14 protein-coding genes and 2 pseudogenes are annotated in these 20,815 nt (G+C 59.1%); 6 read left to right on the top strand and 10 right to left on the bottom strand.

Annotated features, from left to right (window positions below; genetic code table 11):
• Positions 1–6: 6 nt before the first annotated feature.
• From kdpB to AC1DHT_RS09135, 6 genes are all read left to right on the top strand, one after another.
• Entirely contained in the window at positions 7–2,085 is a 2,079-nt protein-coding gene (gene kdpB, locus AC1DHT_RS09160; RefSeq protein WP_477761335.1) for a potassium-transporting ATPase subunit KdpB, read from the top strand.
• Between the two features lie 12 nt (positions 2,086–2,097).
• On the top strand, positions 2,098–2,670 hold the full coding sequence (gene kdpC / locus AC1DHT_RS09155) for a potassium-transporting ATPase subunit KdpC (RefSeq protein ID WP_427542869.1): 573 nt from the start codon (positions 2,098–2,100) through the stop codon (positions 2,668–2,670).
• Positions 2,671–2,692: 22 nt separating this feature from the next.
• Positions 2,693–5,392 carry a two-component system sensor histidine kinase KdpD gene (gene kdpD, locus AC1DHT_RS09150; RefSeq protein ID WP_477761334.1) on the top strand — a complete coding sequence of 900 codons (2,700 nt, stop codon included), beginning with the start codon at positions 2,693–2,695 and terminating at the stop codon, positions 5,390–5,392.
• Complete coding sequence (gene kdpE / locus AC1DHT_RS09145; RefSeq protein ID WP_054598065.1) at positions 5,389–6,078, top strand: two-component system response regulator KdpE; 690 nt, start codon at positions 5,389–5,391, stop codon at positions 6,076–6,078. Before kdpD ends, kdpE begins: the two co-directional genes overlap by 4 nt.
• 229 nt (positions 6,079–6,307) lie before the next feature.
• Positions 6,308–6,637 carry a hypothetical protein gene (locus AC1DHT_RS09140; protein ID WP_427542875.1) on the top strand — a complete coding sequence of 110 codons (330 nt, stop codon included), beginning with the start codon at positions 6,308–6,310 and terminating at the stop codon, positions 6,635–6,637.
• A 520-nt stretch (positions 6,638–7,157) separates the two neighbouring features.
• Positions 7,158–8,291 (top strand): DmpA family aminopeptidase, encoded by a 1,134-nt coding sequence (locus AC1DHT_RS09135; RefSeq protein ID WP_427542878.1) that lies wholly within the window; start codon positions 7,158–7,160, stop codon positions 8,289–8,291.
• Positions 8,292–8,378: 87 nt separating this feature from the next.
• Here the strand turns inward: AC1DHT_RS09135 and AC1DHT_RS09130 are convergent, their stop codons facing one another.
• The 10 genes and pseudogenes from AC1DHT_RS09130 to AC1DHT_RS09085 all read right to left on the bottom strand — a co-directional run.
• Positions 8,379–8,771 carry a hypothetical protein gene (locus AC1DHT_RS09130; protein WP_427542880.1) on the bottom strand — a complete coding sequence of 131 codons (393 nt, stop codon included), beginning with the start codon at positions 8,769–8,771 and terminating at the stop codon, positions 8,379–8,381.
• Positions 8,772–8,824: 53 nt separating this feature from the next.
• Positions 8,825–9,826 carry an ankyrin repeat domain-containing protein gene (locus AC1DHT_RS09125; RefSeq protein WP_427542883.1) on the bottom strand — a complete coding sequence of 334 codons (1,002 nt, stop codon included), beginning with the start codon at positions 9,824–9,826 and terminating at the stop codon, positions 8,825–8,827.
• Positions 9,827–9,930: 104 nt separating this feature from the next.
• The gene (locus AC1DHT_RS09120) at positions 9,931–10,194 is read right to left on the bottom strand and encodes a PAAR domain-containing protein (RefSeq protein WP_427542886.1); all 264 of its coding nucleotides are present in this window, start codon (positions 10,192–10,194) and stop codon (positions 9,931–9,933) included.
• 204 nt (positions 10,195–10,398) lie between these two features.
• Entirely contained in the window at positions 10,399–10,722 is a 324-nt protein-coding gene (locus AC1DHT_RS09115) for a hypothetical protein (RefSeq protein WP_427542889.1), read from the bottom strand.
• A gap of 302 nt (positions 10,723–11,024) precedes the next feature.
• Positions 11,025–12,020: pseudogene (locus AC1DHT_RS09110) on the bottom strand (RHS repeat-associated core domain-containing protein); the annotation flags it as partial.
• Positions 12,021–12,047: 27 nt separating this feature from the next.
• Entirely contained in the window at positions 12,048–12,311 is a 264-nt protein-coding gene (locus AC1DHT_RS09105; RefSeq protein WP_427542892.1) for a PAAR domain-containing protein, read from the bottom strand.
• A gap of 100 nt (positions 12,312–12,411) precedes the next feature.
• A complete protein-coding gene (locus AC1DHT_RS09100) occupies positions 12,412–13,038 on the bottom strand; it encodes a hypothetical protein (protein ID WP_427542895.1) in 627 nt (208 codons plus the stop codon).
• 1 nt (position 13,039) lies between these two features.
• A complete protein-coding gene (locus tag AC1DHT_RS09095; RefSeq protein WP_477761333.1) occupies positions 13,040–17,686 on the bottom strand; it encodes an RHS repeat-associated core domain-containing protein in 4,647 nt (1,548 codons plus the stop codon).
• Positions 17,683–20,583: a type VI secretion system Vgr family protein gene (locus tag AC1DHT_RS09090; RefSeq protein WP_427542901.1), complete on the bottom strand. Its 2,901-nt coding sequence runs from the start codon at positions 20,581–20,583 to the stop codon at positions 17,683–17,685. Before AC1DHT_RS09090 ends, AC1DHT_RS09095 begins: the two co-directional genes overlap by 4 nt.
• A gap of 134 nt (positions 20,584–20,717) precedes the next feature.
• A pseudogene (locus tag AC1DHT_RS09085) lies at positions 20,718–20,815 on the bottom strand (Hcp family type VI secretion system effector); the annotation flags it as partial.

The following is a 20,815-nucleotide window of genomic DNA, read 5'->3' as shown; positions in this document are numbered from 1 at the left end:
ACGAACATGACACGTAAAGCGTTCTCCTTGTTCGACCCGAAACTGATAAGGCCTGCCATGGTCGAGTCGGTGCGCAAACTCAGCCCACGAATCCAGTGGCGCAACCCGGTGATGTTCGTCGTCTACATCGGCGCGATCATCACCACCGCCCTCTGGGGGCAGGCCCTCAGCGGCAAGGGTGAAGCCAGCAGCGGGTTCATCCTCGCGATTGCCTTGTGGCTGTGGTTTACCCTGCTGTTCGCCAACTTTGCCGAAGCGCTGGCTGAAGGTCGCAGCAAGGCCCAGGCGGCCTCCCTGCGCGACCTGAAAAAGCAAACCTGGGCCAAGAAACTGCGCKAGCCGCACTACGGCGCCGAGTGGCAGTTGGCTCAGTCGAGTGACTTGTGCAAAGGCGATGTGGTGGTGGTTGAAGCCGGTGACCTCGCGAACTCGGTGATCCCCGCCGACGGCGAGGTGATCGAAGGCGCGGCCTCGGTGGATGAGTCGGCGATTACCGGCGAATCGGCCCCGGTGATTCGCGAGTCCGGCGGCGACTTCTCGTCGGTGACCGGCGGTACGCGGGTGCTGTCGGACTGGATCGTCGTCCGCGTGACCGCCAACCCCGGCGAAACCTTCGTCGACCGCATGATTGCGATGGTCGAAAATGCCAAGCGGCAAAAGACCCCGAATGAAATCGCCCTGTCGATCCTGCTGGTCGCACTGACGATTGTGTTCCTCGGCGTGACGGTGACACTCCTGCCCTACTCCCTGTTTGGGGTCGCAGCCGCCAAATCCGGCTCGCCGGTGTCGATCACCGTGCTCATCTCGTTGTTGGTGTGCCTGATCCCCACGACCATCGCCGGGCTGCTGTCGGCGGTAGGTGTGGCGGGCATGAGCCGCATGATGGAAGCCAACGTGATTGCCACCTCCGGGCGGGCTGTGGAGGCTGCCGGTGATGTCGACGTGTTGCTGCTCGACAAGACCGGGACCATCACCTTGGGCAACCGCCACGCCTCGGCGTTCTTGCCGGCACCGGGCATCAAGGAAGCGGAGCTGGCGGATATCGCACAGCTGGCGTCACTGGCCGACGAAACGCCTGAAGGACGCAGCATCGTGGTCCTGGCCAAACAACGGTTCAACCTGCGCGAACGCGACATCACCGCGCTGCATGCACACTTCGTGCACTTTTCGGCGCAGACCCGCATGAGCGGCGTCAACATGGATGAGCGGCAACTGCGCAAGGGCGCCGGCGAGGCGATCCTCAAGCATGTCCAAAGCCTGGGCGGACACTTTCCGGAAGCGGTGCAAACCATCGTCGAACAAGTGGCTCAGCGCGGCAGTACGCCGCTGGTGGTCGCCGATGGGGCCAGGGTGCTGGGCGTCATCGAACTCAAGGACATCGTCAAGGGCGGCATCAAGGAGCGCTTCTCCGAGCTGCGGCGCATGGGGATCAAGACCGTGATGGTGACCGGGGACAACCGGATCACCGCTGCCGCCATCGCCGCCGAGGCCGGTGTCGATGACTTCCTCGCGGAAGCCACCCCCGAACAAAAACTCGAACTGATCCGCAGCTATCAGGCCGAAGGCCGGCTGGTGGCCATGACCGGTGACGGCACCAACGATGCCCCGGCGCTGGCGCAGGCGGATGTCGCGGTGGCGATGAACTCCGGGACTCAGGCGGCCAAGGAAGCCGGCAACATGGTCGACCTCGACAGCAACCCGACCAAGTTGATCGAGGTGGTGGAAACCGGCAAACAGATGCTGATGACCCGGGGTTCGCTGACCACCTTCTCGATCGCCAACGACATCGCCAAGTATTTCGCGATCGTGCCGGCAGCCTTTGTCAGCACTTACCCGCAGCTCGCCGCACTGAACATCATGGGCCTGACGAGCCCGAATTCGGCGGTGCTGTCGGCGGTGATTTTCAATGCGCTGATTATCATTTTCCTGATTCCCCTGGCGCTTCGAGGCGTGAAGTACCGCCCGGTCGGTGCTGCGCTGTTGTTGCGCCGCAACCTGTTGATCTACGGGTTGGGTGGGGTGATCGTTCCATTCATTGGCATAAAAGTGATCGACATGGCGCTGTCCGCTGTCGGTCTGACTTGAGGGAGTATGGCTATGTTATCTCTGCTGCGTCCGGCGTTGACCCTGCTGATTGCACTGTCACTGCTCACCGGCCTGGCCTATCCACTGGTCACGACCGGCATTGCCAGGCTGGTCTTTCCGCATCAGGCGGCGGGTAGCCTGATCGAGAGAGACGGCAAAACCGTGGGCTCGCTGTTGATCGGTCAGGGCTTCAGTGATCCGAAGTATTTCTGGAGCCGCCCTTCCGCCACCAGCCCCATGCCCTACAACCCGCTGGCCTCGGGCGGCTCGAACCTCGGTCCGCTGAACCCGGCGCTGGCGGATGCGCTCAAGGGCCGCATCGATGCCTTGCACGCTGCCGATCCCGGCAACACCGCCACGGTGCCCGCCGACCTGGTCTACAGTTCCGCCAGTGGCCTTGATCCGCATATCAGCATTGCCGCGGCGCTGTACCAGGCGGGTCGGGTTTCGCGGGTGCGCAATCTGCCCGTCGACAAGGTTCGCGAGCTGATCAACCAACACGCCGAAGGCACGCTGCTCGGGTTTCTCGGCGAGCCTCGGGTCAACGTTCTGGAACTGAACCTGGCACTCGACGCCGCACATTGAGCGTTAACACACGGTGAGCTTGATGGCCGAAGAACGTCCTGATCCGGACCAGCTACTGGCCCGGATCCGCGAAGAAGAAGCGCAGGCCAAACGCGGTCKGCTGAAGATTTTTTTCGGCGCCAGCGCCGGTGTCGGCAAGACCTACGCGATGCTTGCCGCGGCACAGACCGCGAAGCTGCAAAACATCGATGTGCTGGTCGGCGTGATCGAAACCCACGGTCGCGCCGAGACTCAGGCCCTGACAGAGGGCCTTGAACTATTGCCTCGCAAGCAGGTGGTCGACAAGAACCGTACGTTGACCGAGTTCGATCTGGACGCCGCGCTCGCGCGCAAACCGGGCCTGATCCTGATCGACGAACTGGCTCACTCCAATATCGCAGGCTCCCGCCATCCAAAGCGCTGGCAGGACGTAGAAGAACTGCTCAGCGCCGGTATCGATGTCTGGTCGACGATGAACGTTCAGCACCTCGAAAGCCTGAACGACATTGTCGGTGGCATCACCGGGATTCGTGTCTGGGAGACCGTGCCCGACCATGTCTTCGACACCGCCGATGAAGTGGTCATCGTCGACCTGCCGCCCGACGATCTGTTGCAGCGCTTGAAGGAAGGCAAGGTCTATATGGAGCAACAGGCCGAGCGCGCGGTGCAGAACTTCTTCCGCAAGGGCAACCTGATCGCCCTGCGCGAACTGGCGCTGCGCCGCACCGCCGACCGGGTCGACAGCGAGATGTTGCAGTATCGCCAAAGCGGCGCGGTGAAACCGGTGTGGGGCACCCGCGAGTCGTTGCTTGCCTGCGTCGGCCCCAATGATCAGGCCGAAAAAACCGTACGCTCGACGGCGCGCCTGGCCGCTCAGCTCAACGTGCCGTGGCACGCCGTGTATGTCGAAACCCCGACCTTGCAGCGCCTGCCCGAGGTCAAGCGGCGTCGGGTGCTGGCAACCTTGAAACTGGCTCAGGACATGGGCGCGCAAATCTCCACCCTGGCGGGCCAGGACATTGCCGAAACGCTGGTCAAGTACGCCCGGCAGCACAACCTTTCAAAAGTCGTGCTGGGCCGTGATGAACGTCCGCGCCAACGACTCTGGCGGCGGGTGCTTGCCGATCGGATTGGGGTGCTGGGCGCCGATCTCGACGTGATTCAAATCTCGCTGCCGGAGAGTCGCCGCCCACCAGCCGAGACAACCTCCACCGCCAGCGACAGCCCGATCACCTGGCGCCCCTATCTCTGGAGCGTCGCGATCTGTGCGGTGACGACCCTGCTGGCCATGCCGCTGTTCCAGGTGCTGGAACAGGCGAACATCGTCATGCTGTTCCTGCTGGCGGTCGTCGCCGTCGCGGTGCGCTTTGGGCGTGGCCCGGCGATCATGGCGGCCTTCGTCTCGGTCGGCGCCTTCGACTTTTTCTTTGTGGCGCCGCGTTTTTCATTCGCCATCGCCGATATCCAGTATCTGGTGACCTTTAGCGTCATGCTCGTGGTCGCCCTGGTAATCGGGCAAATGACCGCCAGCCTGACCTACCAGGCGCGGGTGGCGCAACGGCGCGAAGACCGCATGCGCGGGCTGTATGAGATGTCGCGCCTGTTGTCCGCCGCACTGCTGACCGAACAGGTCGCGGAAATCGGCGCGCAGTTCCTCGCGGCCGAGTTTGGCGCCCGGTCGGCACTGCTGGTGGCCGACGACAACAATAAACTGCAGGCGCCGATGGTCACGGGGGACCCACCGCAAGTCGACGTTGCGATTGCCCAGTGGTCGTACGACAAAACCGAACCGGCCGGATACGGCACCGACACCCTGCCCTCCAGCTCCACGCTCTACCTGCCCTTGTCGGCGCCCATGCGGGTGCGCGGGGTGCTGGCCGTGCAACCGCGCGATACGACCCGGCTGGCGGTGCCGGAACAGCGGCGCCTGCTCGACACCTGCGCGTCATTGCTGGCCATCTCGCTCGAACGGATTCACTACATCAACGTTGCCCAGGACACCACCGTTCAGATGGAATCCGAGCGGTTGCGCAACTCGCTGCTCTCGGCCATCTCCCACGATCTGCGCACCCCGCTGTCAGTCATGGTCGGGCTCGCCGAAGCGCTCAAGCTGACCAAACCGCCCCTGACCGGTGAAGCCGCCGAGATCGCCACGGCGGTGGGCGAATCCGCATTGCGCATGAATACGCTGGTCAATAACCTGCTGGACATGGCTCGTCTCGAATCCGGCAGCGTGGTGTTGAATCGCCAATGGCAGCCCATCGAAGACGTGGTCGGTAGCGCCCTGAGAGCTATTCATCCGATTCTGGCAGGGCGTTCGGTGCAGGTCGCACTCGAGGAGGACTTGCCACTGGTTCGCATCGATGCGGTGCTGATCGAGCGCATCCTCATCAACCTGATGGAAAACGCCATCAAGTACACCCCACCCGGCACCCCGATCAGCCTGGGCGCCAGCACCACGCCCGAGAGCATTGAATTGTGGGTCGCCGATGAGGGACCGGGCTTGCCCCGCGGACACGAAGAGGCGATCTTCAACAAATTCATGCGCGGCAAAAAGGAAAGTTCGATTCCCGGCGTCGGCCTGGGCCTGGCCATCTGCCGGGCAATCGCCCAGGCGCATGGCGGAACCATGCTCGGTGTGACCCGCCCGGAAGGCGGTGCGCGCTTCACGCTACGTCTACCCCGAGAGGAGCCGCCGAACATCGAAGCGCTTTCACCGCAAACTGACGAGGACCCATCATGAGCGAACCGGTGCTGCGCGTCCTGCTGATTGAAGACGAAAAGGACATTCGCCGTTTTGTGCGGATGGCCCTGCAAGCCGATGGCCTGGAAGTGCATGAAGCCGAGACCTTTCAGCGCGGCCTGATCGACGCGGGAACGCGCCGGCCGGACTTGATCGTGCTGGATCTCGGCCTGCCTGACGGTGATGGCGTTGACCTCATCCGGGATCTGCGCACCTGGTCGGAGGTGCCGATCATTGTCTTGTCGGCCCGTGGCGCCGAATCCGACAAGATCCTCGCCCTCGACACCGGGGCCGACGACTACCTGGTAAAACCCTTCGGCACCGGCGAACTGCTCGCACGCGTGCGTGCCCTGTTACGCAGGCGTGTGAAAGATACCGAGAACCGCTCGGTCCTGGCCTTCTCCGACATTCAAATTGATCTGGACCGACGCGTCGTGGAGCGCGCCGGTGTCCCTTTGCACCTGACGCCGCTGGAATACCGCTTGCTGGTTCATCTGTGCTCGCACCCGGACCGGGTCCTGACGCACCTGCAACTGCTCAAAGCGGTATGGGGCCCTTCGCACACCAACGATACGCCGTACCTTCGGGTGTTCATGGGCGGCCTGCGCAAGAAAATCGAAGCAGACCCGTCGCAGCCACGCCATCTCGTGACCGAAACCGGTGTCGGTTACCGCTTCATTCCTTGAACCCTGAGCGGCACGCGTTGAATTCAAACCCGGGCTTCATGCCCTGAGCCCCCCCGTGGCGACCGTTCGTCCAGGCTGAAGCGGGAGCGCCCTTTCCTCGTCTACACCTTTAGACAGGAGACCTTTTACGGTCGATTGGACACCGGGTATTTCATTCGATGGCATACGAAGCGCCATACGGAACCGCAGTAGTTCAAGCTTCGGGTTTCATTTCTCAAGGAATAGAAAAATGAGTATTAGCAGCAAAGACTGGCATGCATGGCTGAACGCAATGCCACCGAAACCGGATGACTTCCACGTTGTGGGTGATGTTGAAGTTGCCAATCCGGGAATCGAGGCTTATCTGACCATGCGAGCCCCGCAAGGCTTTAATCCGTCGATCCTCATGCTGGATCTGCACTTGATCCAACGGCCTGGAAACTGGGCACAAATGCTGTCCTGTACGCAGGCCAGGTACGACCGGGTCATGCCCCCCAGCGCGCCCCATTACACCGCCGTTGACATTTACCAGAATGGCGAGCGATTGGCGTACATCGACTACATCCCCACCGTCACCTGACCGGCCCGTAACCGGGCACTAAAGGTCGCAACAAAGGCTGTGCCGGTAACGTTCGAAAAGCGCCACGTATACAAGGTCGGGAGGGTCCGGAAAAACGCGGCGCTATCGTCTTTTGGTTACATCGGAGAGATGGTCGCAAGCGCACCGATCACAATGGTCAATGCCAGAAATCCACCCAGGAAAATCGCCATCTTCAACATTTGGCCTCCAAAATTATACGTCTGTGGTTGCAGCGTCATTGTGAGGCTCGGACTGGATTCATTACAGAAGCAGATAGCCCGGGAAAATACGGATCAGTTCAGCCCGTCGACCTTCCAGTCACTACCCCCTTGCGAGTACCCCACCTGGGTAATAGGCACCTGCGGCCGGCCTCACTAACCTGTCCACCGTCCCATGCGATCAAGCGTGTCTGCACGCGACGCTGGAACACCATCAAGAACGGCAACCGAGCCGACGTCCCCCCGGCGCATGCCCTGAGCAATGTGCGCCTTTACTGTCTAACTTGACTGAGAGTTTCAGCATGAAACCACGTGCCCGCGACCTGAACATCCAATTCGGCCAGCTGCAACCCGGCCCTCTCAACGCCATCACCGATGTGCCCGGCGTACGGGTCGGCCACAGCAATGTGCGTGGACGAACTGCCGACGGCCGCGACATTCATACCGGCGTCACGGTTATCGAACCGAGGGCCGGTTCCACCAATCAACAGCCGTGTTTTGCCGGTGTCCATGTGCTCAATGGCAATGGCGATGCGACGGGGCTTGAGTGGATTCGCGAGGCCGGCCTGCTGACCAGCCCGATCGCCTTCACCAACACCCACAGCCTGGGTGTGGTGCGTGATGCGCTGATTGAACTGGATCGCCAGAACCAACCCGATGACGGGCGACTGTACTGGAACATGCCGGTGGTGCTGGAGACCTTCGACGGCTTGCTCAGCGATATCAATGGCTTCCACGTGAAGACCGAACACGTGGCCCAGGCCCTGCGCGCTGCCGTTGGCGGCCCGGTCACCGAAGGTGCCATCGGCGGCGGCAGCGGCATGATCTGTCATGAATTCAAGGGCGGCATTGGCACCGCTTCGCGTCGCTTGAGCAGCGCTCAGGGTGGCTGGACCGTCGGCGCCATCGTCCAGGCCAACCACGGCATCCGCAACGAATTGCGCGTCGACGGTTACCCGGTCGGGCGTTATATGGAAAAGGCCGACTCGCCGTTCCTCAAAGCGTCCCTGCCCTATCCGGGCATGGGCTCGATCGTCGTTTGCCTGGCCACCGATGCGCCGTTGCTGCCGCACCAGTGCACACGCCTCGCCCAGCGTGCCAGCCTCGGCCTCGCCCGTACTGGCGGCGGCAACGAGGACCACAGCGGTGACATTTTCGTGGCCTTCGCCACCGGCAATCAACACGTGCCGCCCGCCGCCTACCAGGGCAAAGGGGCGCCGACCTGCGACAACCTGCGCATGGTCAACAACGACCACATCAGCGAGTTGTTCCTGGCCGCCACCGAAGCGGTAGAAGAAGCCATCATCAATGCCTTGCTGGCCTCCGACACTACCGAGGGCAATGGGCATTCGGTACCGGGGCTGGATGCCGGCACCTTGCTGCATGCCTTGCGCCAGGCCGGTTGGACGGGGGCTGAGCAGAACACTGCGGTCTAGCACACACGCGACACGTCATCGGCGGAGCGCTCATTCGCGGGCGTCCGCCCGTACCGATGCGTGCAAGTTACGTTTGAGTAAGCTCACTCACAGGCCGACAGAACTCAGCCCCTTACGGAGACCCTCATCAGCTTGCTCGCACCACACCTCAACACCTTGTGGAGCGGAGGTTTGTAAATCCTTGTATTGTCCTTCGCCCACTCTCACCAGGCCCTTTCGGCCATTGGCTTCACTCTTGTCTCCATCACGCTTATCTATTTCCACTGGAACACCCGATACGTATGCGACCATCTTCTTGGCATTCTCGATGCTGTCAGACTTCAGAAAACCTTTATCGACACAGTAGCTAATGAGCCCCGATGAATTGCGACTGCCGTCGTACATACCCTTCATTTCAACTGAGTCCGGCCCCTCTGCATAGGCATGGCCAAAGGAACCCAACGCACTTGCCATTACAAAGACCACAATAGCTTTTTTCATATTCACTCCTTGAACACGTTTGATATCTCAGATGTATTGCCTATCAACCAGTCTTATTCGAACAACTTCACAATGGCATCCGAATACAGTTGGGGGACGTCTTTCGCCGATTCGAGTACATGCTGACGCACCGTTTGACCTTTCACGCTCGGATCTTCTGCCACGTATTCTGCTGGGAAAGCGGGCGAATCCTGATTAGCACCAGCAGCCAGCAAGGCCTTCATGCAATCCGGATTGTGACTGATAGCATTTTCCAGCAAGGGTGTGCCAACAGGCCATGGTTGCTGCTGTGGCTGCAGTGCATCAACTGACGTTCCAGCTTTGTGCAACAGGGCGATACGTTGTGCCGCTTGCGGGTCTGGCTGGTCGTTCAGCGCATAGGCTCGCTTGCAGACAAAATGCAAAGGGGTTGAACCCACTTTGCTGACGCCATAAGGATCGGTACCTGCAGCGATCAGCAGTTTGATGACCTCAAGGCTGGAAGCCCCTCCATCCATGAGTGGCGAGAATCCCTGAGGGGTCACCAACTTGGCGTCAGCACCAAACTGCAACAGTAGTTTGACCAGTTCTGGCTGGGTGGATTTCTCGCTGTTGACGGCTGCAATGAGTGGAGTATTGGTCCCACCTTGAGCAATCACATTCGTATTGGCCCCTGCCTTGAGCAAGCTCTGCAGAATTAGCAAATCATCTCCAGATGCCTGCGGGGTGTCGACATTACCCAGCACCGACAGCAGCACTGTTTCACCGTTTTCGCTGATGGCTTCGTTTACATCCACCGGGTATGCAAGCAGACGATCGACCAGATCGGGCCGTTTGTAATAAGCGGCATGCCACAAAACCTGAATATTGGGTTTCGCCCCCTTTTTGAGCAACGTGTTGACGGTATTAAAATCTTTGCCTTCTTTGGAATAAGCGTACGCCATCACCGCCTCGTCCAGTTTTTGGGTTAGATCTTCCCTCGGTGCGGCTTGCGCTATGGTTGAGCCGCCGAGGAGGACCAGTGTCAAAGCACAAACAGTCCGGCAACGGCTAAAAACAGGTTTGAATGGCAGCATACAAAATCTCAAATAGAAACAACGGTTATAGGTAAGCTTTTGCGCCCATGTCGCAAAACTTGGGAACAATCAGGGTATTTCTGGCAATGCTTAAGTCATTGGATCTAACTAATCACAGCACTTTTTGGGTTACTGGCAATAAGAGCGGCGCCGCACGCGGTTTTCATACCGTCCAGTGCCACAGCAATTCCGCCTACCGTGTAGGTGCTGCTGCCCTCGGCTATGGGGAAAATCCCCTTGCATAGCGGGCAGCTGACTTTATGGCCGACGCCGGCTATGGGTTTGCCGTTGAGGTCGGTTTGAGAGAAGGATTCAAGTACCACTCCTCCGTGAGATGTGGAGTCACCTAGGCGGATGATTTCTTTCACTTAGTCCCACCTCGTCATTATCGCTGCAGACCTTAAATACGGCTTGCGAAATCTCGGAGTACATCCGCAATTTCTAGTGCCTCTGACTTAGACAACTCAACAGGATCGTTTTGCTCTGTTGTTGCCTTGACCTGAATAGACATACTTTGTTCGATCCAAATACGAACATTCCCATCGCTTGTTTCAAAGCAGTCTTGCGCTGGCCTACTTGACATACATATCAATATCATCAAGAGCATCTTGGGCTCTTCCAGACAAAGAGTCGTCTGTTAGTTTGTCGCGTAAAAGAGGGATAACCAACGATCTGTCAATTTCTGAGTAGATCCGAGCGACATGCCCTATGCAAGTTATAGCCAACCCCTTGATGTCGTCATTTTTCCCGCTTTCTATTGTTTCAATGCATTTTTTCTGAACCCACTCTGGATCGTTGATGTTGAAGCATAGATAAAGAAGGGCGTCTATCACCACGTCGCTATCATCAGATTGCAACATAATTTCAAGTTCTTCTTTGCTGTGTTTTTTGTCCATGGTTCTCACCTTTTAATTTTTCCCTTACCAGTTACCATGCCGGCTTTTTTGAGTGCTGATTGTTGATCATTGTGCAAATCACACCAACAGCGGACGTGACCATGAAATTCCTCATCCCCATTCGGATAGGTTCTGGTCTTGTCCATGACAACAAGCTCGTTATTGTTCGCATCAACACCGACCCGTCTTGGAGATGTTTCCTTAACCTGGACAGAGTTGTTCAGCGCAATTTGGCCGTCTGTTGGAGCACGGCTTTTTACCGCATTATCTGAGGTGCCGTGATAAGGAGCATCTTTGTATATTCGAGCCAATCCCAGTGGGTCGACCCACCCAATTGGATTCGGCGTGTATTGGTAAAGGTTCAGACCTCCATCGTAGCTTATCGGATCCTGCGATATAAACCGCCCAACCCTTGGATCATAATACCGGTATCGGTTGTAATGCAGCCCTGTCTCATGATCGTGGTACTGCCCCTGGAACCGGATCGAGTTGGTCAGTCCATGCTGCTGCGCCAACGCCGAGCGCTGTTCGCGGATTTCACCCCATGCTTTGTACTGTGCGCTCCAGGCGATGTCGCCGTTCTGGTCGGTGAGTTCTCGCGGCGTACCCAAATGGTCGCACTGATACCAGGCCAGCACATCGAACGGTTGTGCACTCGGCTTGTGGTTCCACAACGGATCGTCGTCGAGGCTGTAGTCGCCGCTGTAGTCCGGCTGAGCCATAAGGTGAATAGATTTATGCCGCAGAGCCTGGGTCAGCGGGACAAAAGTACCGGGCTCGTAAATATAGTGCACGGTGCGGCCGGCGGCACCGTCAGCCTGAGCCGGGCTGCTTTCCCACGCCAGATTGTCGCCATCCCAGCCATACAAGGTAAAGCCGCAACCGAGTTCACGTTGTCTGCGCGCATGTTCATTGCGATTCCATAGAGAACCGGCTTCCGGACGCTGTTTGTAGTGCGCGCTGGAGTTCTTGTGCAGGCGACGACCGAGGGCATCGTAGGCGTAGTCCACCGCCAGGCGAGCATCGTCGAAATGCACCAGACGGTCGAACAGGTCCCATTGCATCCGACTGTAGCTGCCGTTGTGCCAGCGCTGAATCTGGTTGCCGCGCTCGTCGTACTCGTAATGAGTGCCAGCGTATTCGCGCAAGAGGTTGTCGAGCAGTTTGCTGCGCGGCGAGTCCTGATCCAACGGTCGGCGGATTTCTGCAGTCTTGTCGTCGAGCAGGTTGCTGGCCGGGTCGAAGGCAAAGGTTTCCACGCCGAGGCGGCTGGTGGCGCTGAGCAGTCGGCCGACCGGATGATTTGCTCTAAAGCTAGAGGAGCGTCAGCTAATCACAGCCCCCTTTGGACCGCTGGCTATCAGACTGGCACCACAGGCGGTTTTCATGCCATCTAGTGCCACAGCAATTCCACCGACCGTGTAGGTGCTGCTGCCCTCAGCGATGGGAAAAATGCCTTTGCACAATGGGCAGCTGACCTGGTGGCCGACACCGGCTATGGGTTTGCCGTTGAGGTCGGTTTGAGAGAAAGCTTCAAGCACCACGCCTCCGTGAGAGGTTGAGTCGCCCATGCGGATGATATCTTTCATGTTTTGTTTCCTCCGTCGTATTTGAGCGCACTGCCAAGTGAACCTCCTCCCAGGGTAAATTCGGATTACTTCGATAAGGCAAGGACAGTCCCCCCCTAATTTAAGTACTTATGAACTCGGATGGTTTATCAACCATGACCCACTCCGCTGACTCGCCCGCAATAGAACTAAACTCGTCGAAGAAAAAATCTAGGCTGCTTGAAAAAACATCAAATGCACCATATCCGTACTCGCCTGAAATTTTCGCAATCGCCACATAATGACAGGTATTTTTTAGAAGCTCATATACGTCCAAACTTATTGAAAAGCCATCACTCAGCAAAAAGCCAGTTAGCATAGCAGGCTCGGGTTTTTCGACACCTCGATACCTCGATAGCACTGCATATCTTTTGATATCCTTTTCGTATTGCCTATGCGCACTGACTGCCTCTTCGAACTCCCCTCCCTTATCTCTAAACATAAACAGAGGCATATAATTTAGTTCTTTTGTCGAGGGCGACTGAAGCTTTCCGTCAATATCAACGTAATAGCAACTGGAAACCAGCGATTTGATCGCAGCGCAGCCTTGAGAGGTTTTATCGAACCCAACAGAACCTTTTTTATCAACAGAAGCTAACAAAGCAAAGTCATCATTATTCTCCGCAGGAATTTTATTAATGCGCTCGCTTGACGCCTTTTTAAATTCGTCGAATTTTGATCGATAACATAAAATCCTGTAGTGCTTCACGCTACATCGCTCCTGGATAAGTGAATACTTTTGCTTCTCCCTTTTTGTTCTTCGCATGAACATGAGGGGTGCTGTGATGGTCTGGGTGCCCCTCTCCAACCATATGAGGATGGCCATCCGGATGATCAAATACCTCTGATCCGTCGTAACCGCGCCGTCCCAGCGTTTTGACGCCACGCTTTTTCAGGCAAGCACAAAAACGTCCCTCGCTGTCTCCGTTCAGTTCTTGCGCGGCAATATCTTGGCCGCCTCTTCCCACTCTTGGAACCTGAGCGTGTTGCTGCGCTTTCCTCATTGCACTAGCGCGGCTATTCGTAGCAATAACAGTATCCAACCCCAATGGATCAATCCACTCCACCGGGTTCGGTGCATACCTGTAAAGGTTCAGCCCCCCTTCATAGCGTATCGGATCCTGCGAAATGAACCGCCCAACCCTTGGATCATAATACCGGTATCGGTTGTAATGCAGCCCCGTCTCATGATCGTGATACTGCCCCTGGAACCGGATCGGGTTGGTCAGGCCATGCTGCTGCGCCAACGCCGAGCGTTGTTCGCGCACTTCGCCCCAGGCCTTGTACTGCGCACTCCAGGCTATGTCGCCATTGTGGTCGGTCAGTTCCTGTGGCGTGCCCAAATGGTCGCATTGATACCAAGCCAACATATCGAACGGCTGCGCAATCGGCTTGTGATTCCACAACGGATCGTCGTCGAGGCTGTAGTCGCCGCTGTAGTCCGGCTGGCCTAACAGAATGATCGGTTTATGCCGCAAGGCCTGGGCCACCGGAACGAAGGAGCCGGGCTCGAAGACGTAGTGCACCGTTCTGCCGGCGCCACCATCGGCCTGAGCCGGGCTGCTTTCCCAGGCCAGGTTGTCGCCATCCCAGCCATACAAGGTAAAGCCGCAACCGAGTTCACGTTGTCTGCGCGCATGTTCATTGCGATTCCATAAAGAACCGGCTTCCGGACGCTGTTTGTAGTGCGCGCTGGAGTTCTTGTGCAGGCGACGACCGAGGGCATCGTAGGCGTAGTCCACCGCCAGGCGAGCATCGTCGAAATGCACCAGACGGTCGAACAGGTCCCATTGCATCCGGCTGTAGCTGCCGTTGTGCCAGCGCTGAATCTGGTTGCCGCGTTCGTCGTACTCGTAATGAGTGCCAGCGTATTCGCGCAAGAGGTTGTCGAGCAGTTTGCTGCGCGGCGAGTCCTGATCCAACGGTCGGCGGATTTCTGCAGTCTTGTCATCCAGCAGGTTGCTGGCCGGGTCAAAGGCGAAGGTTTCCACGCCGAGGCGGCTGGTGGCGCTGAGCAGTCGGCCGACCGGATCGTAACGGTAGGCCAATGGACCACGGCGGCTATCGTTGATATCGGTCAGTTGGCCAGCGGCATCGTATTTGTATTCACGTTTGAGCAGCGTGGACTTGTCGTCACTGCGTCCCAGCAGTTGCTCTTGCAGACGTCCGGCCGGGTCCCACTTCTGGGTTTGCAGCAAGCGGTTACCCTGATGGCGGGCGACTTCGCGGTGCAGATCATCGCGCTCATAACCGATCAGCTCATGCTCATCCAGACGCAGGCCGAGCAAATGGCCGCTGCCGTAGGTCAGCCAGCTGACGCGGTGGCCGTCCGGGCGCACGGTGGCAACGCGCTGATTGAGCACGTCGTACTCGTGTTGCCAGACCGCAACCAGTGGTTTTTCCAGGCCCAGGTAATGCTGATGTTCACGCAGCAGGTTGCCGGCCGGATCGTGGAACCATTGCAGACGGCTGTCGGCGTTGTTGGCCAGGATCAGGTTGCCGTTGCCATCGTAGGCGAAGGTTTCGCTTTGCGACTGCTCGCCCAGCGTGGCGCGGCGTTCGGTCAAGCGGCCCATCGGGTCGAAGCTCAAGGCGATGCTGCGTTCACCGTTGAGCGTTCTGGCCAAGCGACCGCTTTCGGGGTCGTACTGATAACGGGTGGTACGGCCATCGAAGCCGGTTTCTTCCAGCAGCCGACCCACCGGGTCGTAGAGAAAGTGTGCGCGTCGCTCGTTTTCGTTTTCCAGCGCGACCAATCGACCGAGGCGGTCCCAGCGGTAGCGCAGGGTTTGTTCGGCGGCATCGACCCGTTCGGCGATAAAGCCCGCAGCGGTGTAGCTCCAGGTGGTGCAGCGATCCAGGCCATCGACGTGGGCCAGCAAACGGCCCTCGGCATCGCGCTCGAAACGCTCCTCGGTCTTGTCCGGATGTTTGATCAGCGCCAGTTGTCCGGCCTTGTATTGGTACTCGGTACTTTGTCCCGCCGCGTCAGTGAAGCAGATCATCTGCCCCAGTTCGTTGTATTCCCAGGCGCTGGTCTTGCCCGAGCAATCGACGTACTCGACCAGTTGCCCGGCGTCGTTGTAGTCGAGAGTCTTTTCGTTGCCGTTGGCGTCCTTGATCGCGGTGGGCTGGCCGGACTTGTTGTAGGCGTATTCGGTTTTGTTACCCAGCGGGTCGAGCGCTTCGACCAGATTGCCTTGGTCGTCATAGGCGCGCTGCCACTGACCGCCCTCGGCGTCGCTGATCTTGATCAGCATGTCCTGATCGTCGTAGGCGTAATGCATCACCGTGTGATCGGCGCGGATGTGCTTAAGCAGATTGCCGCGTTCATCGTAACTGTAGCGATCCGTGCTGCCGTCGGCATGAACATGACGCACTACGTTTTTCGCGTCATCGCGGAAGAACCATTCCGAGCGTTCGTCGGCGTAGCGGATGCGGTAGGTGTAGCCAAGAATGTCGTAGTAGTGCCAAGTCTCGTTGCCGAGTGCGTCGGTGACATACGTCAGACGAATATTTTCATCCCATTCCAGACGCGTGTCGAAACTGCCGTCGTCGGCCCATTCGCGCACGGCTTTGGCTTTGGCGCCCTGGCCGTCCCACTCCAGATTCATGCCGCGACCGGTGCGATCGGTGTAACGGGTGATCAGGTGATGCTGGTAGTGATACGACCAAACTGCGCCGTTCTCGTCTTGCGCCTGAATCAGGTCGCTATACGCGTCGTACTGGTAGGCACAGAGTTGTCGCAGTGGAGCACCGTCAACGATTTGCCAGAGGCCTGTCAGTCGGCCGTGATCGTCGATCAGCGTGCCGAGGTGCAGATGGACCTTGCTGATGTCGTTTTCCTGATAGGTGATCAGGTCCGAGAGCACCGATTGTTCGCCGTGCCGATGCTCGTAATGCAGCATGATCCCGGCGCCGTTGCGCAGCGAGATGTTGGTCAGCACATAACGCTGGCCACGGCGGACGTAGGTTTCCTTGCGTTCGAAACCACGGCACAGCAATAGCTGATCTTCGCTGGCACGAACGAGGGTGATGTTTTCGATGGCGTCGTAGTGAAACAGACCGACTTTGGGCAGTGGATAGCTGTGGTCACGGCCGTCGGCGCCGTAGAAGGTCAGGCCATCATCCACGCAGTCGAAACGTGTGGTGAACTCGCTGATCCAGCGGGCGCCGAGTTCGCTCTGATCGTAGGCGTCGAGGCGTGAGTTGTAAGTGCGTGTCCATTCGATCGGGAATGGGCCGGGCAGGCTGAAATCGGTATGGCTGAGGCTTTCCGAACCCAAGGCGAAATTGATGCTGAAGTCCGTGCTGCATTCACAGGGACCTTTCTTCGGATTGGGCGCTTTTTTCGCTGGAGCTTGCTTTTGGTTAACACCCAACTGGCCCTCTGAAGCCGTGTGCGTGGCCTGACTGGTCTTCTCCGTATGGACCGCGGTGCTCTGGCCATGGGCATTGCGCTTGCGCCACAGTGTGACGGCGCTGGAGAGGATCAGCAGCAGCCAGCCGATGGAGTTCTGCACCGATTCATCGTMGAGTTTGCTCAGTTGGGTGCGTAGCTCCGGGCCCATCGCGCGCAGTTTCGCGGTTTCGGTGGCAACCTTTTTTTTGATTTCGTCGGGTAGAAGATGATCGGCTGCCCCGTTGGCGAGACCCTTGCCGGCAGCTTTATAAGCACTGGCGGCGGCCCCGAAAATGTTGCCAATCGCCGCGAGAGGATCGTTCAGTAACTGGTCACCCGCAGCGCTGATTTGTTGACTGGCAGCCTGGGCATCCCCCTTTGCGTCGAGCTTACCGTTGGCGACCGTTTCGAGGCCTTTGGCGATCTCGCTGATGACGTCTTCGCCCAGCTTGCCGGCGTCGGCGAGAATACCGGGCAACTTGCCTTTGGCCTGTTCAACGAAGTCGTCGAGGGTGCCCATGATAGAGGCGTTCAGATGCCCGACCAGCACCTCGATCACGGATGCACTGAGCAGCATTTTGCTGGTAGCCCTCATCTCTTGGCGTACCAGAAACAGGGTCGGGCGCAGGGTCATGCGCGCCGCCGCCATTGCCGGTGGCAGTGGCAACACACCGATCAGGTTGATGCCCAGACTGGCCCAGGCAAGCAAGTCACGTTTCTGCGCGTTGGACAGGGTAACGATGTCGCCCAGCGCGTCGACTAGCGCCATGATGTTGCCCACCACCGGCAACGCACCGGCGACATTCTTGATCCGGTCGAGGGTGACGACGCCACCGCTGGCGGATTGCAGCCAGGCGTCGAATACCGCCGCACTGCTGGCAACGTCCTGGATGTCGATGGCGCTCAGTGGAACGATGGCGACCTGAGGTTCACGTTTTACAATTTCAGTGGTCATGACAGCATCTCACCCGCCAACAGGCCCGGGGTTTTAAAGGAGGTCTTGGGAGGGGTTACCGCCGGCAGACTCGGCAGCTTGCCGCTCTTGCTCGCCGCACCGAGAATGCTCGACGCACTAGGCATGGCGGCGCTGGCCAGCTTGGGCAATCCGGCCGCGCCGCCCTGCAGCGCGCCTTGGACTTGCTGCGCCGTTTGCATCGCGCCCTGCGCGCTCTGCATCGCACTCATCCCGGTCTGCGCCAGATTCTTGCCCTTCTCCAGCACGTCCCAGTTCTTGCTCGGCAGTACCTGCGCGACCATCGATTGCACCTGGCTTGGAATGTCCTCGGCACTCGGCGGTGTTAACGGCCACTCCGGCTTGCCGATGTAACTGCCATCGCTCCAGGTGTTCGCCGGGTCCTTGCCGAACAGCACGCGCGCCGGCCCCGGCGCGGCGCCGGAGACCGTCGCAAAACCCTTGCCGTCGAGCGTGCCCTTGAGGCTCTTGCCCAACGCATCGATCACTTCGAAGTCGCCACCCTTGATGCCTTGGCTCCCGGCGTACTGGTTGAACAGTTCGAGGTTGCCTTTGCCCGGCTTCGGCGGTTCGGGGAACGCGCCGGCCAGACTCTTCGCTCCGGTGTAGGCAAAGTTGGCTGCATGAGCGGTATACGGCCCGGTGGTGACGTGGGTAATGCCACCGGCGTTGTAGGTGGTGGCGCTGCCGCCGCCCTGGATCACCAGTTCGGTCTTGGCGGTGATGGTGATGCGATCCGCGTTGGCGGTGATGTTGAGTTTGGCCAGCAGGTTGATGCTGTCCTTCAACGCGCGCACGTCGATGTCGCCGGAGGCCGCGACCAGACGCCAGCCCATGCTCTGCACGAACAGGCGCATGCCGCGACTGGCGCTGGCCAGCAGGCGTTTGCCGATCGACAGGCTGGTGTGACCGGTGCTGCTCAGGGCCAAGTGCTCGCCAGTGGCGATATGGCTGGAGCGCGGGGTAGTTAGCGCGATGCCGGCCGGGCTCGCGAGCACCAGATGCGGTTCGGTGAATTCCGGGAATTCGTTGGCGCTCATGTTCGCCGGACCGCTGCCAAGAATACCTTGATGCTGGCTGTGCAGGGCCTTGGCCACGTCATCCTGATCGCCCGGTTCCTGGGCTTGCAGTTCCTTGGCCTGCATCGCGAAACCGTCCTGCTGATCGGCGGCGGTGGCCAGGCGTTCGGCGGTTTCCGGGAGGTCCTTGTGGTGCTTGGATTCGTTCGGTCGCGGTTCGGTGGTCACCAGCAAACCGGCCGCCGCGCGCACCGCGCCATGACGGTCGGTGCGCAGTTCAAAACCCTCGCCGCGTGGCTGGCCGCCGGACGGGCGTGGATGGGTCAGATAGCCGAGGTTGATCGCACTCGCGCCATGGTCACTGCGCAGGGCAATGCTGATCTCGCTGGTGGTGTCGTCGATGCGCAGTTCGTTGGCGCGGCTGCCCTTGTATTCCTTGCTCTTGACCGTGGCCAGGGTCTTGAAATCCGGCAGCTTGTACGGCGGCAGGTTCACCCCGTGGTACAGGCAACCGGTGATCAGCGGCTGATCGGGATCGCCTTCGAGGAAGGTGATCAGCACTTCCATGCCGATGCGCGGCAGGTTGATCGAGCCGAAGTTCTGGCTGGCCCAGTTCGAGGCGACGCGCATCCAGCAACTGGTCTTGTCGTCGTGCTGGCCTTCGCGGTCCCAGAAGAACTGCACCTTCACCCGACCGTACTGGTCGCAGAAGATTTCCTCACCTTCAGGCCCGGTGACCACAGCGCTCTGGGTGCCGAGGACTTTGGGTTTCGGGTGCTCCAGCGGCGGACGGTATGGCACGTTCCACGGGATCGCGCTGAACTGGTTGCGGTAACCCTGGTGGAAATCGTCCTTGAGGTCGGTGACGTCGCTGGTCACCGACTCTTCCAGCACCTGCGGTTGTTTGCCTTCGTGGCGGATTTCGGTGAGCAGCCAGAGGTCGTTCCACGCCGGGTTGGCGTGGTCGGTCAGGGCCAGGAAATGCCCGCTGACCAGCAGCGGCTGATCGCTGCGACCGTCGGCCAGCCGATAGTCGCTGCGATGCCGTTCCAGGTTCCGATTGGCCAGGTGCTTGCCACGCTCGCGGTCGACGAAACGCCCCGGATAATCGTAATCCTCGAGGTCCGGTTGGGCGGCGCTCTTGGCGTCACTTTCCAGTTCGATACGCGGCTTGGTGAAGTCGTAGTCACGGCGGGTGACGCGGCTGGTGCGGGTCGCCAGACGCAGCCCGAAGCGCTTGATCATCGGCGTGTCGGCGACCAGTCCCGTGTCCTGCTGATAGGCCACCGGCGCGAGTTTCGGGAACACCGTCTGGTCGTCGCCGAATACCAACAAATGGCCTTTGGTGCTGTGCTGGAAGTGGTAGTGAATCCCCTCCTCTTCGCACAGGCGCTGGACGAATTGCAGGTCGGATTCGTCGTACTGCACGCAATAAATGCGCTCGGGATACACCGCAACCAGCTGGAACTTGTGATCGCTGGCCAGAATCCCGTGCTCTTCCAGCACCTGGGCGATGATCTGTGGCACGGTCATCTGTTGGAAGATCCGCTGATTCACCCGATGGGCCAGGTAGGCCAGTTGCGGGCGCAGGGAAATCCGATAGCGGGTCAGGCGTTTACCGGCCTCGCCCTGGGCGATGCTGTAGACCAGCCCGTGAATGCCGGTGCCATTTTGTGCAAGCTGTAGAAAAGCCAGTTTGTGCAGCAGGCTTTCGAGGTCGAGGAAGGATCGTTCGCTGACCAGCTCCAGCTCAAATTCGAATGGCGTATTCAGGGCTTCGCGGCCCTTGAAGGCCAGGACCTGAAAGTCCGCCCCTTCGAGGGTCAACGTGAAATGGGGCTGGTTGGCCGGTGAGAACATCCCTGGTTCCTCGTGCAATGCAGCGGCGTCCCTCGACATCCGAGTCGGGTATCAACGAACGCAAAAAAATCTTGAGTGATGCAAACAGCATCGACCAGCAGCGCTGGCCGATGTTTTGAAACGGTCGGCCAGACTTAGCCAGCGACCGGGGAACGCCAGTCATCGGAACCCGAAGTACCGGATACTTCGTGGGTCCAGGTGATTTTGCGGTAGGTGAACTCTACGTCTTCCA

This window comes from Pseudomonas sp. 05N432, assembly GCF_056396945.1.
This window is presented reverse-complemented; position numbering and strand designations above follow the sequence as displayed.